16 protein-coding genes and 1 pseudogene are annotated in these 15668 nt (G+C 44.7%); 8 read left to right on the top strand and 9 right to left on the bottom strand.

Features of this window, described 5'->3' with window-relative positions; all coding sequences use genetic code 11:
• Positions 1–23: 23 nt before the first annotated feature.
• A complete protein-coding gene (locus tag R8O11_RS08235) occupies positions 24–947 on the bottom strand; it encodes a DMT family transporter (protein ID WP_176311335.1) in 924 nt (307 codons plus the stop codon).
• A 128-nt stretch (positions 948–1075) separates the two neighbouring features.
• Between R8O11_RS08235 and R8O11_RS08230 the strand changes: the two genes are divergently transcribed.
• Both R8O11_RS08230 and R8O11_RS08225 read left to right on the top strand, forming a co-directional pair.
• The gene (locus tag R8O11_RS08230; RefSeq protein WP_005375063.1) at positions 1076–1969 is read left to right on the top strand and encodes a LysR substrate-binding domain-containing protein; all 894 of its coding nucleotides are present in this window, start codon (positions 1076–1078) and stop codon (positions 1967–1969) included.
• Between the two features lie 73 nt (positions 1970–2042).
• Complete coding sequence (locus R8O11_RS08225; RefSeq protein WP_025768593.1) at positions 2043–3101, top strand: S1 family peptidase; 1059 nt, start codon at positions 2043–2045, stop codon at positions 3099–3101.
• A 16-nt stretch (positions 3102–3117) separates the two neighbouring features.
• Here R8O11_RS08225 and fliJ read toward each other — a convergent pair whose 3' ends face one another.
• From fliJ to R8O11_RS08185, 8 genes and pseudogenes are all read right to left on the bottom strand, one after another.
• On the bottom strand, positions 3118–3558 hold the full coding sequence (gene fliJ / locus R8O11_RS08220) for a flagellar export protein FliJ (protein WP_005384016.1): 441 nt from the start codon (positions 3556–3558) through the stop codon (positions 3118–3120).
• A 24-nt stretch (positions 3559–3582) separates the two neighbouring features.
• Complete coding sequence (gene fliI, locus R8O11_RS08215) at positions 3583–4929, bottom strand: flagellar protein export ATPase FliI (RefSeq protein WP_053307936.1); 1347 nt, start codon at positions 4927–4929, stop codon at positions 3583–3585.
• A complete protein-coding gene (gene fliH / locus R8O11_RS08210) occupies positions 4922–5677 on the bottom strand; it encodes a flagellar assembly protein FliH (RefSeq protein WP_005375050.1) in 756 nt (251 codons plus the stop codon). Before fliH ends, fliI begins: the two co-directional genes overlap by 8 nt.
• A 4-nt stretch (positions 5678–5681) precedes the next feature.
• Complete coding sequence (locus R8O11_RS08205) at positions 5682–6695, bottom strand: flagellar motor switch protein FliG (RefSeq protein ID WP_005375048.1); 1014 nt, start codon at positions 6693–6695, stop codon at positions 5682–5684.
• Positions 6664–8415 (bottom strand): flagellar basal-body MS-ring/collar protein FliF, encoded by a 1752-nt coding sequence (gene fliF / locus R8O11_RS08200; RefSeq protein ID WP_005384024.1) that lies wholly within the window; start codon positions 8413–8415, stop codon positions 6664–6666. The genes R8O11_RS08205 and fliF overlap by 32 nt, the downstream gene beginning before the upstream one ends.
• A gap of 3 nt (positions 8416–8418) precedes the next feature.
• Positions 8419–8775 carry a flagellar hook-basal body complex protein FliE gene (gene fliE / locus R8O11_RS08195; RefSeq protein WP_005375045.1) on the bottom strand — a complete coding sequence of 119 codons (357 nt, stop codon included), beginning with the start codon at positions 8773–8775 and terminating at the stop codon, positions 8419–8421.
• 15 nt (positions 8776–8790) lie between these two features.
• Complete coding sequence (locus R8O11_RS08190) at positions 8791–10122, bottom strand: sigma-54 interaction domain-containing protein (RefSeq protein ID WP_031778880.1); 1332 nt, start codon at positions 10120–10122, stop codon at positions 8791–8793.
• Positions 10122–11141: pseudogene (locus tag R8O11_RS08185) on the bottom strand (OmpA family protein). The gene R8O11_RS08190 and the pseudogene R8O11_RS08185 overlap by 1 nt, the downstream one beginning before the upstream one ends.
• A 379-nt stretch (positions 11142–11520) precedes the next feature.
• On the opposite strand from R8O11_RS08185, the gene R8O11_RS08180 reads away from it, so the two are divergent.
• Genes R8O11_RS08180 through flhB form a run of 6 tightly spaced genes read left to right on the top strand, consistent with a single transcriptional unit; the run spans position 11521 to position 15666 of the window.
• Positions 11521–12339 carry a FliM/FliN family flagellar motor switch protein gene (locus tag R8O11_RS08180; protein WP_213971605.1) on the top strand — a complete coding sequence of 273 codons (819 nt, stop codon included), beginning with the start codon at positions 11521–11523 and terminating at the stop codon, positions 12337–12339.
• A complete protein-coding gene (gene fliN, locus R8O11_RS08175; protein WP_005375038.1) occupies positions 12336–12707 on the top strand; it encodes a flagellar motor switch protein FliN in 372 nt (123 codons plus the stop codon). The genes R8O11_RS08180 and fliN overlap by 4 nt, the downstream gene beginning before the upstream one ends.
• Positions 12708–12725: 18 nt before the next feature.
• Positions 12726–13484: a flagellar type III secretion system pore protein FliP gene (fliP, locus tag R8O11_RS08170; protein WP_005375037.1), complete on the top strand. Its 759-nt coding sequence runs from the start codon at positions 12726–12728 to the stop codon at positions 13482–13484.
• A gap of 12 nt (positions 13485–13496) precedes the next feature.
• Entirely contained in the window at positions 13497–13766 is a 270-nt protein-coding gene (fliQ, locus tag R8O11_RS08165) for a flagellar biosynthesis protein FliQ (protein ID WP_005375036.1), read from the top strand.
• Positions 13766–14542: a flagellar biosynthetic protein FliR gene (gene fliR, locus R8O11_RS08160; protein ID WP_005375027.1), complete on the top strand. Its 777-nt coding sequence runs from the start codon at positions 13766–13768 to the stop codon at positions 14540–14542. The genes fliQ and fliR overlap by 1 nt, the downstream gene beginning before the upstream one ends.
• Positions 14539–15666 (top strand): flagellar biosynthesis protein FlhB, encoded by a 1128-nt coding sequence (gene flhB, locus R8O11_RS08155; protein WP_005375025.1) that lies wholly within the window; start codon positions 14539–14541, stop codon positions 15664–15666. The genes fliR and flhB overlap by 4 nt, the downstream gene beginning before the upstream one ends.
• Positions 15667–15668 lie beyond the last annotated feature (2 nt).

Below are 15668 nucleotides of genomic sequence, written 5' to 3'. Positions count from 1 at the left end.
TGCCCCCTTCATTTTCCGACAGACTAGGAAGTTCTCGCTTGTAAACCGCCACTGCGATGCGCCGTAAAGCGAACCCAACATGTGTTCAGTATGATCGCGAGCACTATTAAACTCATCCCAATAATTTGACTTCGACTCATTCGGTCTTCAAAAAACAGGCTCTGCCAAACCGCAGTGAACAATAAGTTAGTAAAAATGAGTGGCGCAAGTTGAGAGCCACTGCTTGCCAGTTTATATGCTTTGGAGCGAAAAACTTGGGTGTTAATGATCATCAGAGACATCATACCGATACACAGCGTATTTGAAGAAATCTCAGGCGCCATAACACTCATATTAAGTAACACGTCGAAGTCGTTAAACAAAGTTAGCGGCAACAGAAATACGGCAGCAAAACCAAACGCCCAAAAGTTGATTTCTAGCGGCGACATATTTGTTTTACTCACTTTATATAACGTAAGCTGAGAACCAGAATTGAAGAGTCCACCAGCCAAGCCGAGCAATAAATCCGCTCGCCATGTAATCCCACTTCCACCGCCCGCCAACATAACCACACCAGTGAACGCCATTGCTAAAGCCGCCAATGTTGAAACACGAATGCGCCCCCTCATGAACAGCTTTTCGACCAAGGGAATAAATAATGGGCCAGTAGCAAACAACACAACCCCTTCAACGAGCGTTAACGTTTGTAATGACGCGATAAAGCAAAGTTGTGACAAACCGATACAAAGAGCACGCAATAAAATAGGCTTTAGCGTGCCCGCTTTAGGAAAGGTAAGGTTTTTCACACGAAGTAAGATAAGCAAGATAAGCGCAGGCACCAAAAAACGTAAGAAGCTAAATAGTGTGACGGAAAGTTCGCCTGACAACTGCTTTGCTAACAGTCCAGTAACAGATAAGCTTAACGTAGACATTAACATGAAAAGGATAGATTTATTTACAGCATTCATTCAATACTCCTTAATATATGGAGTATTTTAAAAGACATCACTTATCGTAAATAGCGAGTAATATTAACCATTGATGTAAGAAAAACTTACAGTTTAACTTATCTATCACCAGCTACGGTTTTTAAATTATGCGGAAACTAGTCCCCTTAAAGTCCATCTACGCATTTGTTGCAGTAGCTGAGTCTGGCAGCATGACAGAAGCAGCACAGATATTAAGTGTGAGCCACTCAGCCGTAAGTCAGGCAATTAAATCGCTGGAGAGTCAAGTCAACAAGCCTCTATTTGATCGCATAGGCAGACAAGTTCAACTCAACGCGGACGGTAAAAAGTATTACAGGAAGGTGGCACCCGCTTTAGAGCAAATTGTCGATGCAACGGAAGCACTCATCCAAGATCAGAACTTGCAGCGTGTTACGCTCAATATGGTGAATTCATTGGCTCTTCACTGGTGGATTCCTCGAATGTCAGATTTACAAGGGTTTGCTCCTCAATTAGACGTTCGTTTATCAAACCTGTCTGGCAGATTCAATTTAGAACAAGAAGGTATCGACGCGGCCTTGGTGCATGGAAATCCCGAAGAATGGCAGGATTACTACTGCGAAAAGCTCAGTGAAGATGAACTGGTTTTGGTGTGCAGCCCTGAATTGTTAGCGACGACAAAGGACTCAAACATCACTCAACTCTTAAAGCAGTATCCCATCATTGAAGTTACTAACGAGCGAAGAAAAAACGACTGGAACGTGTGGCAGGACGCGACGGGTATCCAGCGACCTAAAAATAAAAAACCAATCACTTTTAACATGTCGATACAAGCCGTCCAGGCCACAACTCGTCGTTTGGGGTTATTGGTCACTCATCGCTTGTTTGTGAAGGATGACATCAAATATGGTCAGCTAATCGAGCTGGGTGAACCCGTCATTAATCCTCATCAACAGCTTTACTTTGTATGCCCGCCACACAAGCTAAAGCTTGAATCGTTTCATCTGTTGCGATCTTGGCTACAACAATCATTCAACTATTAGAAACTTTTGTTAAGCACATTCACTGAAAAACTAGTATAAAGTTAGAAGAGCACTTTTCATCCAAGGATGGTTTATGAAGCAGTATCAAATATGGCTAAGCGCACTCTGTTTTGCAGTATCTTTGAGTACGACCGCTGAAGTAGAAAATGATAACCGCCTTTCAGAACAAGGGATCTCCACGGCAATTATTGGGGGTCAGCAGGCTACCCAAAACCAACTTCCTTTTTTTGCACGTCTTATTCTACATAAAACTGGCGCTAATCAGTTTGCCAATATTTGTGGGGGAACCATTGTAAACGACCGCTTCATTTTAACTGCGGCCCACTGCGTAGAACCAAGCGTTTTTACTGATGGCTGGACAATCAACGATCTACGAGTGCTAGTCAAAAACCCTACGATGAATGACGTGTTTGTTGAAGAATTCAAAGATGTTCGCTCTATCACGATTCATCCTGATTATGTGCCTAGCGATTTATGGATTAATGACATCGCTGTCCTTGAATTGACTAGACCTATCACCGATAACGTCCAATCCATCACTTTACCGCAAGACTTTGGAGACTACAGCAGCAAGTCAGTTTATCAGATATTCGGTTTAGGTCAGACCTCAACCAATGATGAAAGCCCCCCTAACTATTTACGCTGGGCAGAAGTAAAACCCCTTACCGACACCCAATGCGCTTCGTTGGTAACAGGGTTTAACGCTCAGGAAAGTTTATGTGCGAATGGATTTCCTGAACGAAGCTACACTGGCATCTGTCGTGGTGACTCAGGCGGTCCTCTCACCTATCAAGACAATAATGGCATGTATCAGCAAATTGGCATTGTGAGCTACGGTTCTTCAGTTTGCGAATCCGCTGCGATTCCAAGTGTGTTTACCGAGATTTTGAACTATGCAACATGGATTGAGACCCAAACCAGCTCAGGTGTAAAAACCAGTTATAACGCCCTCTTAGCAAGTTCGGAAGATTATCATAGCGAAGGGGACTCTGGCTTTGAGCCTGTCGATACCAACACATCTGGCTTTGGTAACAACGGCAGCAGTGGCGGCGGTGCTCTCGGATCAGGGTTGATCATGCTTGGAGGCTGGTTTGGTTGGTTAAGACACCGCAGAAATTATTCGCGCTCCTAGTAGCGTCAACAAGACATCATAATATCTTGCGCTTAACGCGAGAGTTAATGATGTCTTCAATCATCTTTTGCTCTTTTTTCGCTTTTTCATAGTTCTGCTTAGTACGCCAACGTTCAAGCACTTTTTCTAACCCTTGAACGCGTGCGTGCTTGTGTTCTAGCGTTTTCTGTACAGATGCACATTCCGCTTGCATAACGGCTTGCTCTTGCTCGTGGTGACGAAGCATTCTTTGTAGCATTTGGTCAACACGATTAAAGTTCATCAAAGCCGCGCTCGTCAGCGTCGGGCCGGTTCGGGTTGATTGTCCAGCGTGGCCTTTCAACGCCGACAACTGTTCCAATTGCATTGAAAGATGGGAGTGACGCTGACGCATGGCATCAAGTTGTTGACCCACACGGTCACGCTGTTTTTCTTCCATTTGCTGTAACTTGCCTACGGCTTTTAACTTGGATTTCATTTCAGCCTTGTCACTCCCATTTGATTAAGCACTTTGAAAAAGCTGCGCGAGCTCGGTCAAACTGGTTGGGTAATCTACAGACTCGTTGGCAGCTTGTTGTAGATATGCACGCAAATTTGGATACATAGCAACAGATTGATCTAACTCAGGATCTTGTCCTGGTTGATAACCCCCTAATGGCAGTAACTCTTTAACCTGAAGGTAGTTGGAGTACATTTGACGGAAGTTATTCGCAATCGTGCTGTGTGCGGCCTGCGTACAAGTATTCATACAACGGCTAATAGACGCGTTGATATCTATCGCGGGATAATGCCCTTGCTCAGCCAGTTGACGCGATAAAACGACATGCCCATCTAAGATGGCGCGCGCGGAATCCACGACAGGATCTTGTTGGTCGTCCCCTTCTGCCAATACGGTGTAAATTGCCGTTAAGCTACCATGTTGATTTTCACTGTTACCCGCTCGCTCTAATAGTTGAGGTAACACGCTGAAGACTGAGGGCGGATAACCACGAGAAGCTGGAGGCTCACCGAGCGAAAGAGCGATTTCGCGCTGTGCCATGGCGTATCGGGTTAGAGAGTCCATCAGAAGTAGAACGTCTTTGCCTTGGTCTCGGAAATACTCTGAAACGCGATGACAAAGTAGTGTCGCTCTTAACCTCATTAGCGGGGATTCATCAGCAGGAGCCGCGATAATGATCGCTTTCTTGCGCGCTTCTGGGGTTAAGTTTCTCTCGATGAACTCACGTACTTCTCTGCCTCGCTCACCGATAAGCCCGACCACAATTACATCGGCCTCCGTGTTTTTGGTGATCATCCCCATTAACACACTTTTACCGACGCCACTGCCAGCCATCAAACCAATACGTTGGCCTTTGCCTACCGTCAATAGTCCATTAATCGCTCGCACGCCTACGTTGAGTGGCGTATCAACTGGGCGTCGCTTCAGTGGGTTAATCGGTTTTGGTTCAAGTGAAACTCGATCACCCCCCTTAAGCGGTGCCCCGTCATCTAACGGCTCACCTAAACCATTCAGTACGCGTCCTAACCACTGAGAGCTTAGCTGTACGGTACTGTCACCATCAAGAGGGATGACTTTTGCACCTGCAAACAGACCACCTAAACGGCGGATAGGCATGAGGTAAGCAATAGTGTGTTCAAAGCCCACAACTTGCGCTTCGATCATATCGCCTTCCGCGGTTTCTACGAGACAACGCTGCTCAAGCTTAAACCGACACCCTACGGCTTGTAACATTAAGCCGTTTACTTTTATCAATCGCCCTGTTACGCGAGCAACAGGGATTGAATCGAGCGAAGCCAAGGCTTCGCTCAAACGCTCACTTAATAGTTCATGGCTTAGGGTATTACTCATGCTCAGACTCTACCTGTGGAATACTGACTTCATCCAAAAGGTGTTGCTTTACATTGTCCATACAGGCTTCCAAACGAGAGTCGCAGCTCGCATCCGCTTCTGCGTCATCAGTCACTAACTGACAGCCACCAATAGGAAGCTCCGTATTAGGGACCAGTTTCCAAGATTGCGGCAAATCAGCATTGATGTGAGTAATGCGCTCTAAATCTTGCGGATTTAAATGCACAGTTACTGTTTCCGCTTTACCAGGCATGGCAGACAATGTCTCGTCCACCAAAGCTAGGATCTGCTGAGGCATTAAAGTGAGCTCGGCACGAATCACTTGCTGAGCTACCTTTTGTACCAGTTCACAAATCATATGGCGTTGTTGCTGTTCTTTTTCATCTTGCCAACGAGAAAGGGCGTGAAAAAGTTCATTGACAGGCTTCGCCGCCTCCAAAAAGCCTTGCTTTCCAGACTGCTCACCGGAAACAAAGCCTTTTTGGAAACCTTCTTTTTGGCCTTCCAACAGACCTTGTTGCTTGCCCTGTTCGATACCTTGGCGTAAGCCTTCCTCATGTCCTTGTTGCAAACCTTGTTGAAAACCTTCTTCAAGTTGCTGTTGGATATCTATTTGAGGTTCTTGCCAGCCTTGGTTATCTAGCCCGAATTCGTCTTCGATAGTCTTAGGTTGCGCTAAAGGAGGAAAACGGTGTAAACGATACCCGCTCGGAGGCAATCGCATAGTACTTGATTTTGTCTCTAGCATGACCTTACTCCACCGTTGGCTCTTCATAGAGAAGCAGCTGAACTTCACCAGATTCATCCAGCTCACGTACCATTTGCATGATGTCTTGACGTGCTTTTTGAACTCGACTTAACGCAACAGCGCCGCGTGCGTCCATGTCATCTTCTAGCGCTTTCACCATACGTTGCGGCATTGAACGCTTAATAGCTTGTTGTAAGGTAATATCGGAACCTTTTAGCGCGACTGCCCACAACTCTAGCGGAATCTGCTGCACCAACATGTCCATGGTTTCTTCGCGTTGTCGGCCAAGAACCATAAAGTCGAACATGTTTTCTTCGATTGCATTAACAACATCTTCATCATGCAACTTCAGCATTTCCATCAATGAACCACGGTCACCTTCAAAGCGGTTAATGATATCTGCTGCTTGCTTAACACCTGATAACGGCGTGCTTTGACTCGCGGATACTTTTTCGATGCAACGCTCAACGAGTTCATGCAAATCAACGGCAACTTGATGATCGATATCTTGCAATTGAGCAATACGGAACAAAATTTCGTCATGGTAATCTTGTGGCAAGTGCTTCAATACCGCTGAAGAGCTGTCCGCTGGCAAATACGCTAGAAAAATTGCTTGCATTTGTGGGTGCTCGTTCACAATGAAACGAGCGAGAGTTTCTGCTTCCACCCACTGTAAGCGCTGCATATTGTTGCGAATTTCATCGCCATATAACGTATTCAATAACCCTTTTGCCAAATCGTTACCCAACGCTTTACGCAATGTATTAGATAGGTATTCCTTAGAGGCTCCTCGAATACCGCTGTGCTCACGGAAATCTTCAAAGAAAGTTTGAATAACACCACGAGCAGAATCGCTCTTAATGCCATTTAACTTCGCCATTGCACGAGTCACACGCTGGGTTTCATCACGGCTAAAGTGTTGCAAAACCTTCGCTGCGGCATCCTCGCCCATGCCTAATAGCACGAGCGCGGTTTGTTCAACATAACTAAGCGTCTGCTTTGATAGAACTGTGTTCATTGATGTTTACCCATTGTTTCAGTATTTCGGCTACGCGCTCTGGCTCTTCATTAGCAATAAGCTGTAGGTGTTTCAATTGAATTTCTAATGGCGAACCTGCTGGTGGTAGCATGTCGCTGTTTACATCTAAACCTGAAGAGGCTGAGATGCCTTTTTCAGATAGGCGGCGATCAAGTACTTCTTCATGCTCGCGCTCTTCACGCGTTTGCAAGTTTTCGTAGTCAGGCTCTTCCTGAGGCTCAGCAAAATTTAGCTCAGGCACAGGTTTATCAACGCCAGTTAGGTGCATGATTAATGGACGCAGTACGAAGAAGATCATCGCCAAGCCTAACAAGCCACCAATAACGTAGCGTATTGGCTGCTGTACTGTAGGGTCTTGCCACCACGGCAGTGCAGGAGGAGCATCAATTTCAATTGGGGTAAAGTTGAAACTCATTAAACTTAAGCTGTCACCTCGTGTGGCAGAGATACCAACAGCATCCATGATCATGTTTGAGATTTGCTCTTTATCGGCTTCACTCCACGCCACACCATCTGGCGAAGCTTTCGAGTTCAACAGAACCGAGACACTAAGCTTTTCTATTTGGCCTTGTTGGTATTGAGTACGACGAACACTACTACCTACAGCATATTGACGATTCACTTCAGATCGCGCATTCGTGTTTTGGCTGTCGTTCGTTTCCACTTCACCAGATCCTGTCACTGGCGGTTGGTTACTTAGAGAACCTGGAACACCCAACGCAATTTGATCAACCGAGTTGTTATGAATGGTGTGCTCATTACGCACAACCGGCGCGTTATCCAAAATTTCTTGTGTTTCTTCAACTTGGCTAAAGTCCAGATCGGCAGCGACTTGTACTCGGAAGTTACTCGGCCCCACAATCGGCGTAAGCATATCTGCTGCGCGTTGGATGATCTGTTTTTCAACACTCTTCTGGTATTCAAGATATTTCGCATTTACTTTACCAGCTTCCGCAGAAGCGACATCTGCACTAAGAAGACGGCCGTACTGGTCAATGACAGAAACAAATTCTGGCTTCATTGCCGTGACACTGCCAACCACTAGGTTAATGATCGCTTCAACTTGTTCAGGCTTTAAGTCTTCACCAGGTTTGAGCTCAAGCATGACAGATGCTGAAGGATTCTCACTGTTTTGGCGGACGAATAGAGTTTGACGAGGTATTGCTAAATGAACACGCGCGTTCGCTACTGAGTTCAAAGACATGATAGTACGTACTAACTCACCTTCTAAACCATGACGATAACGCGCCGTTTCCATAAATTGGCTCGTACCAAGAGAGCTATCTTCCTTGAGCGAATCCAAACCTGTCGGCAGCTTAGCTTTAACACCTTTTGATGCAAGCAACATGCGCACCTTCGCAACCTCACCTTCTGGTACAAGAACTTGTCCATTTTGCTCTTGCATGCGGTAGCTTACGCCTTCGCTTTCTAATACCGACACAATTTCGCCGATATCAAAACGCTCTTGTTGGCTATATAGCGGACGAAAGCTCTGTGAGGAACTCCATAGTGCAACCACAATAATCGCTGCAACAATCGCAGCTAACACCGCAGATAGCACTAAGTTTCTCTGACTGCTAGACCAGATTTGCTTCAGCTTCGTTGTCACATCGTCCATGCCGTTGGCAGTAGAAAATGTCTGTGCTGTGCCGGTAGCCATAGCTGTGTTTCCGGCGACTTGGGGGGTTAGTTCTGACATGAATTACACCGGCATCTTCATAATATCTTCAAATGAGGTCACGACTTTGTTGCGCACTTGCATCAAAGCATTAAAGGACAAGCTGGCTTTTTGGCTCGCGACCATTGCACCAACTAGGTCATCACTTTTTCCTGTTTCTACGGCCGTCATTTTTTGACTAGCCACTGATTGATGTTGATTCACTGTATCCAACACATTTGTCATCGCTTGTGAGAACGATAAAGGTGCGTTTAGTGATTGTTGATCTAAAGGATTTGCACTCACGATAAACTCTGGCGGCTGCACTTGTGCCTGCATCGCCTGCATTTTTGACAACATAAGTTGCTCTGCCGAGACCGCATGAGTAGGTTGACTTGCCATCTATTTTTTCTCCTATTAGGCAGCCGAGCCTAGTGCCGACTGTAAATCAATACCATGTTCTCGCATTGCTGCGAGCTTGTAGCGTAGCGCTCGAGTAGAGACTCCAAGCGCGTTTGCGGTTTTCGTTCGGTTTCCACCAAACTGACGTAACTTTTCCAAAATAAACTGATATTCAGCTTGCTTCTTCGCTTCTACATGACCAAAACTTGAAGTTGGCTCTGCTGTAGGAACTGACGCGACAAGCTCAATAGGCAGCATCAGGTCATGGGCTGTAATGTAATCACCATGACGCATGACCAAAGCGCGTTGAATGACATTTTCCAACTCACGAATATTGCCCGGCCAGTGATACTGACTCAGCGCACTAATCGCATCTTGGGATAGGTGACAGCGGCTGCTATCTTGATACTTTTCAATAAAGAATTGGCTAATCGGTAGAATGTCCTCTTTTCTTTCACGCAAAGGCGGCCAGTGCAGAGGCAGCACATCTAATCGATAATAAAGATCTTCACGGAACGTGCCTTTTTGAACTTCCTCACGTAAGTCTTTGTTGGTTGCCGCAATAACACGAATATCGAGCTGAACGGCTTTATGGCTACCAACACGTTCTACTTCACGCTCTTGAAGGACGCGTAACAATTTAGCTTGAACCGCAGGTGACATTTCACCAATCTCGTCAAGCAGAATCGTCCCGCCATTTGCTTCTTCAAACTTACCGCTTTGAGAATTTGTCGCTCCGGTGAACGCGCCTTTTACATGACCGAATAGCACAGCCTCTAACATTGACTCTGGAATGGCGGCACAGTTAACCGCCACAAATGGACCATTGATACGCGGAGAGTGCTCATGCACATATCGCGCCAGCACTTCTTTACCCGTTCCCGATTCACCTGTAATAAGCACACTCGCGTTAGTACATGCTGCACGATGCGCTAATTGCAGAACTTGTTTGCTTCTCCAAGACTCCGCAACAATGTTGGCCATTGGCTTACCTAACGCTTCAACACGTTTAAGCAGATTAACCAACTGATTAGATTCAAATGGGCGTAATAGATAATCAGTAGCGCCCGCTTTCATCGTCTCAGCAGCCAAGATGCCTTGTTCTTGGTCGACAATCGCAATAACAACACCCGAATTTCGCTGCTTTTGGTGACACGCGACAAACTCACGAACACACATATCCGGCAGCGTAGAGCTCACTAAAGTGATTTCTGCTCGCTCTTCAAGCAAAGCGCCTCGACCAGTACGAGTGTGTTTCGCGGTGTAACCTGCATTTTGCAACACATCCAATACTGGTTGAGCAAGAGCTTCATTTGGCTCAACCAACAAAATTTTCGTTTTCGTCATCATTGAACCTTAACTTTCGTTTGTTGATTTTGTGATTGTAGATCTGGGTGGTGTTTCGTAGCCGTATACTCGTTGTCCCTCACTAAACGCAGGGTGACACGTCGGTTTTTTGCTTGGCCATTAACCGAGTTATTGCTGGCAATTGGGTAACGCGAACCATGAGCTCGTGTTTCGATCATCGACTCGTCGACCCCAAGCTCAATCAAAGCGTTGGTGACTTGCTCTGCTCGAGTACGTGACACAGAAAGGTTCGTTAAACTTGAACCAACGTTATCGGTGTGACCGTCGATGAGGATTTTGGTCACTCGATCATCCACAGATACATAGCTATACAGCGCTTCTAGTGTTGCTTTCTGTCCACGACTTAACGTCTTCTGACCAAACTCAAATGAGAGCGCCATATCCCTTGCCTCTGAAAAAGACAATTTAGGCAATCGCGCGCGACACGCATTAAATGATTTCAATGCGTTTTGAATTTGAAGAGTAGGAATCACAATCTCTGAAACAGAGGAAGCATTACTTCCTTTAAGTGACAGCGTCACCCAACTACCCGAAGCAATTGAATCCATGAATTCTTCAGCGCCTTTATTAAAGATGAAACGCTGAGACGGCTTAGTAAATTCAAGGGAGCCAAATTATTTTCTATAAAGCTCATTACTCCAAGGAGCATTTTGAGTTGTTAAAGCAATCGTTTTCCATTTATTGTTTTCATATTCTATATCGGAAATAAAATAGAATTTATTATTAGGTTCCGCTAGGAAATAAAACTTCCCATAGTCATTATTTAATTGCAACAAGTTGCATTTGAATTTATTTCCCTCATATGTCCATTTAGAGAGGTCCATAGGGATTGTTAAGACTTCTTCTGAATATGACACTTTTGAAAAAATAAAACTGATAACAATAATTGTGTTACAAATTATCAAACGGACATGATTCATGTATATCTTACATTCCCATGACTTAAACCGTTTAATTAAATATGCCACCAAGCCGAGAGAACTGGCATAGCTAATCATTTTAATTACCTATTCTGAATATTAAAATTGGTTACAAAACGCTCAAGAGAGCACGCTTAGCCTCCAATGGAAGCTTTAAGCATAAAAAACAGTATCTTATAATTTATTTGTTTGAAGTTGTTGTTACGCCATAAAGGCAATTTAAAAAATCTATAACAACTAAAACGCTCAACATTGTTATTTTATTTATTAAGCGATTTATAAAGAAAACTAACTCTTTTTAAATTTCATTAAAAGATTATGACTATATGAACAAAGCAACATGTGAACTAAAGTCACAATCTTAGAGTTTGGAGCTAAAAGATCATTAAAATTTCTGTGTAGACTACACGCCATTAAGTTAAAACACTTTCGATTGTTAACGCACGGTAAAATATAAATGGAAAATAGAGTTAGCGAGCCTATTTCTGATAGTCAACTACTTGATGTAGAATTATTAGGCAAACCTATTCATATCATTCGTGAGAAGCTCGATAATTTAATTTCAGAATCTTGCTCAAACCTTACGACTGAATTACAAAATTGGCTCAGCACAGGAAAAGTGGAAGCTAGCTTAACCTCAGTAGACTTGCACCGCTTTACATCGGTTGAGATGGACAAAGAGCAAACGTCGACCTATCAACATCAGGAAGGCGGCATGGTATTCATCCATGGTAACCCTCACACGCTAATAAAGTTAGCTGATAGATTTTATGGTGCAAGTGCAGAGCGTTCAGTCGCTACTCTGACGGCCAGTGACTTACGTTTACAAGAGCGCATCAGTCGAATCATCATCGGTTGGCTTGCTCCTGGTGAAATGTGGGACACGGGTGAGTATGAGACCCCTAGAGGAATTGGCATTAACGTTCAATTAAACATTGCGTTTGACGATCATCAAGGCTCAATTCATCTCAAGCTAGATGGTCATCTTATTCAAACGCTGATCGAGCAGCTTGAACTGCAACCTGATACCGATTTGTTTCAACCTTTCTGTCGTTCTTTAGAGACGACCCCCGTTCGACTGAACGTTGTTCTAAGTAAAAAGAAGATGCCTTTAAGTGATGTGGTTGGCTTACAACCCAACGATATTTTACCTATTGAGCTTCTTAACACGGTTCCAGTAAGCATTGGCAACCAATCTCTATTTACAGGTCGTATTGCCGAGCAAGACGGCCAACTTGTTTTGATCTTTAACCCTGATAAGGAACCGCAGCGATGAGCGAAGCGCTAGAAACTAATGCATTCGACGCAGAAGAACTGAACTTTGATGATTTTCAATTAGAAGACTTTGAAGCCGAAGATACGCTCCAACAAGAACCAGCCACTGCGGAACGTGACCTTAGCTTTTTCAAAAGCATTCCTGTCACAGTCACGCTGGAAGTTGCGAGTAAGGAGATCCCACTTGGGGACTTAATGAAAGCGGGTGAAGGCACGGTTATCGAGTTGGAAAAGCTCAATGGCGAGCCTTTAGACGTGAAAGTAAACGGTTCTCTTATGGGCCACGCTGAAGTTGTCGTTGTCAATGATAAGTATGGACTTCGTCTGATCGATGTACATGACTCTGCATTGAGTGGCGTTGGTCAATAATCTTAGGTAGGCATCACAATGAAAAATCTGAGCGCTTGGCACCGTTGGTTACCTCTTTTGGTATTGGTGTCACTTTTGTTTGCTTTCCCAACAATGGCGGCTGACAACGGCTTAACTATCTTGTCCGTTTCTGATGGCGACACACAACAAGAATACAGCGTTAAACTGCAAATTCTGTTGTTGATGACGGCGCTCAGTTTTCTTCCAGCATTTATTTTGATGGCGACGAGCTTTACTCGAATTGTCGTTGTCCTTGCGATTTTGCGCCAAGCTCTTGGTCTTCAACAAAGCCCACCTAACAGAGTGTTGGTCGGGATCGCTCTCGCATTGACGTTACTGATTATGCGCCCTGTCTGGAGCGATATTTATGAAAATGCGTTTCAGCCATACGACAACGGCGAAATCACGCTAATACAGGCTTTTTCTGTTGCAGAGAAACCAGTGAGAGAGTTCATGTTGGCACAGACGCACCAAAGCTCTCTTGAACAAATGTTACGTATTGCCAATGAGCCTCTCGACCAAAACGTTGAGGATATTTCATTTGCCGTTGTCTTGCCTGCATTTGTCATTAGTGAACTGAAAACCGCCTTCCAAATTGGTTTTATGCTTTTCATCCCGTTTTTGGTCATCGACTTGGTTGTCGCCAGTGTCCTGATGGCAATGGGTATGATGATGCTATCACCTTTAATTGTCTCACTTCCCTTTAAGTTGGTGGTATTTGTACTCGTGGATGGTTGGGCAATGACAGTTGGCACCTTATCTGCCAGCTTCGGTTAACTAGGAGCAGTTATGACCCCAGAACTAACCGTAACGTTATTTTCCGATGCAGTATGGCTGATCATTTTGATGGTTGCCGTATTGGTTGTTCCAGGCTTAATTGTCGGTTTGTGTATCGCCGTATTTCAGGCTGCCACACAAATCAACGAGCAAACACTCAGCTTTTTGCCACGTTTGCTCGTTACCTTATTAATGGTGATTTTTGCAGGTCACTGGATGCTCCGTAAGATCATGGAACTGTTTGATTTCTTGTTCCACAACATACCAGGGATGATTGGCTAATGGCCATCACATTTGCAGAGCTCTCGGCGATACTCGGTCAACTCTGGTGGCCGTTTTTTCGTGTGGGAGCCGTATTTATTTCAATGCCTTTCTTTGGTGATGCGATTATTCCTGTTTGGGTTCGTACTTTACTGGCCCTCTCGATCGTTGTCATTACTGGACCGTTAATGCCACCCATGCCACAAGTCGAGTTATTCTCTATGACTTCCCTGTTCCTTGCTTTTGAGCAAGCTATTTGGGGGGTAATGTTTGGGTTAATTTTGCACATGCTCTTTAACGTTTTCACCATGCTTGGCCAGGTGATTTCTCTGCAAATGGGCTTAGGTATGGCGATGATGAATGATCCTATTAACGGGCTTTCTGTCGCCATTTTGGGACGCATATTTCTGATTTTCTCAACCTTGTTGTTTCTCGCGCTAGAAGGACACTTACTCGTCATAGATATCGTGATTCAAAGCTTTGTTGTTTGGCCAGTCGGATCTGGTATCACATCGCTTTCTCTGCAAGGTGTTGTCAATATTTTCGGTTGGATGTTTGCCTCTTCACTCGCTTTGGCTTTGCCCGCTATTGTTTCCATGCTTCTAGCCAACATCAGTTTTGGTGTAATGAACCGAGCCGCACCATCACTTAATGTCTATGCGTTAGGTTTTCCTATGACGATGCTGCTGGGTCTATTCAGCGTATTAATCTCAGTTTCTGGTGTTCCTGGTCGCTACACGGCGCTCGTTCACGACACCATTAGACACTTGAGTAACTTTATGTTGGGGGGAGCATGAGCGATCAATCTTCTCAAGACAAAACTGAAAAAGCCTCACCGCAGAAGGTAAAGAAAGCCCGCCAGGAAGGACAAATTCCTCGCGCGAAAGAGTTTACTACTGCGGTGATATTTCTAGCGGTGGCGCTCTACTTTTACTCTCAGCTTAATAGTATTTGGGAAAGCATGTCGGGTATCTTTCGCTACAACATGATGCTGACGCGAGCCGACCTAGAAAATCCTAAACAACTTGTCGAGCAATTGGGACAAAGTTTAGCGGTCATCATCGACATGCTATTACCATTGTTTACCGTCATTATTATCGTGACCTGTGGTAGTAGCCTTGTGCTAGGCGGCTGGATGTTCCGTCCCGCGAACGTAATGCCAAAGCTCAGCAAAATTAATCCTTTGAGCGGGATAAAGCGCATTTTTTCGACCCGCTCAGTGGTTGAGCTCTTAAAGTCAACGTTCAAAGTAGCCGTGATATTCGGCATCTTATATGGCTATTTAGACAACCACTTACAGCCATTACTTGGCATGCAAAATCTCCCGCTCAGCCAAGGTTTTTCTCTAGTAATGTCAATTCTGTTTGAAGGCTTACTCTTAATGGGCTTCGCCTTGTTGTTATTTGGGGTTATCGACATTCCTTATCAGCGTTGGGAACACCTAAAAGAACTCCGCATGACGAAACAAGAATTGAAAGAGGAATTTAAAAATAATGAAGGTCGTCCGGAAGTAAAGCAACGTATTCGTCAAATACAGCAACAGTTTGCGCGCCGTAAGATCGATAAAATGGTGCCGACGGCTGACGTGATCATCACTAACCCAACGCACTATGCAGTCGCACTGAAATACGAGCCTTCACTTTCTGACGCGCCCTTTGTCGTCGCAAAAGGTGTAGACGAAACCGCTATGCACATTCAACGTATCGCCCGAGAAAACAAAGTGGAAATCATTAACTCCCCGCCACTTACCCGTTCGATTTATCACACGACGGCGATTGAACAAGCAATCCCAAGCCAACTGTACATCGCAGTGGCACATATTCTTACTTACGTTTTGCAATTGAAAGCCTTTCGTAAAGGTGAGGGAAAAGAGCCAATTCCTTTACCTCATTTTTCGATTCCAAAACATTTGCAGCACTGATT

Source organism: Vibrio sp. 1288 (assembly GCF_033344475.1).
Note: the sequence above shows the minus strand (reverse complement) of the source record. Positions and strands in the feature narration are given on the sequence as shown.

Excerpts from the sequence above, each read along its gene's own strand:
- R8O11_RS08230 (WP_005375063.1), top strand. The coding sequence starts at position 1,076 with ATGCGGAAACTAGTCCCCTTAAAGTCCATCTACGCATTTGTTGCAGTA.
- fliQ (WP_005375036.1), top strand. The coding sequence starts at position 13,497 with ATGACCCCAGAACTAACCGTAACGTTATTTTCCGATGCAGTATGGCTG.
- fliH (WP_005375050.1), bottom strand. The coding sequence starts at position 5,677 with ATGCTAGAGACAAAATCAAGTACTATGCGATTGCCTCCGAGCGGGTAT.
- R8O11_RS08205 (WP_005375048.1), bottom strand. The coding sequence starts at position 6,695 with ATGAACACAGTTCTATCAAAGCAGACGCTTAGTTATGTTGAACAAACC.
- fliF (WP_005384024.1), bottom strand. The coding sequence starts at position 8,415 with ATGTCAGAACTAACCCCCCAAGTCGCCGGAAACACAGCTATGGCTACC.
- R8O11_RS08235 (WP_176311335.1), bottom strand. The coding sequence starts at position 947 with ATGAATGCTGTAAATAAATCTATCCTTTTCATGTTAATGTCTACGTTA.
- flhB (WP_005375025.1), top strand. The coding sequence starts at position 14,539 with ATGAGCGATCAATCTTCTCAAGACAAAACTGAAAAAGCCTCACCGCAG.
- fliE (WP_005375045.1), bottom strand. The coding sequence starts at position 8,775 with ATGGCAAGTCAACCTACTCATGCGGTCTCGGCAGAGCAACTTATGTTG.
- fliI (WP_053307936.1), bottom strand. The coding sequence starts at position 4,929 with ATGAGTAATACCCTAAGCCATGAACTATTAAGTGAGCGTTTGAGCGAA.
- R8O11_RS08190 (WP_031778880.1), bottom strand. The coding sequence starts at position 10,122 with ATGACGAAAACGAAAATTTTGTTGGTTGAGCCAAATGAAGCTCTTGCT.
- R8O11_RS08225 (WP_025768593.1), top strand. The coding sequence starts at position 2,043 with ATGAAGCAGTATCAAATATGGCTAAGCGCACTCTGTTTTGCAGTATCT.
- fliJ (WP_005384016.1), bottom strand. The coding sequence starts at position 3,558 with ATGAAATCCAAGTTAAAAGCCGTAGGCAAGTTACAGCAAATGGAAGAA.
- fliN (WP_005375038.1), top strand. The coding sequence starts at position 12,336 with ATGAGCGAAGCGCTAGAAACTAATGCATTCGACGCAGAAGAACTGAAC.
- fliR (WP_005375027.1), top strand. The coding sequence starts at position 13,766 with ATGGCCATCACATTTGCAGAGCTCTCGGCGATACTCGGTCAACTCTGG.
- R8O11_RS08180 (WP_213971605.1), top strand. The coding sequence starts at position 11,521 with ATGGAAAATAGAGTTAGCGAGCCTATTTCTGATAGTCAACTACTTGAT.
- fliP (WP_005375037.1), top strand. The coding sequence starts at position 12,726 with ATGAAAAATCTGAGCGCTTGGCACCGTTGGTTACCTCTTTTGGTATTG.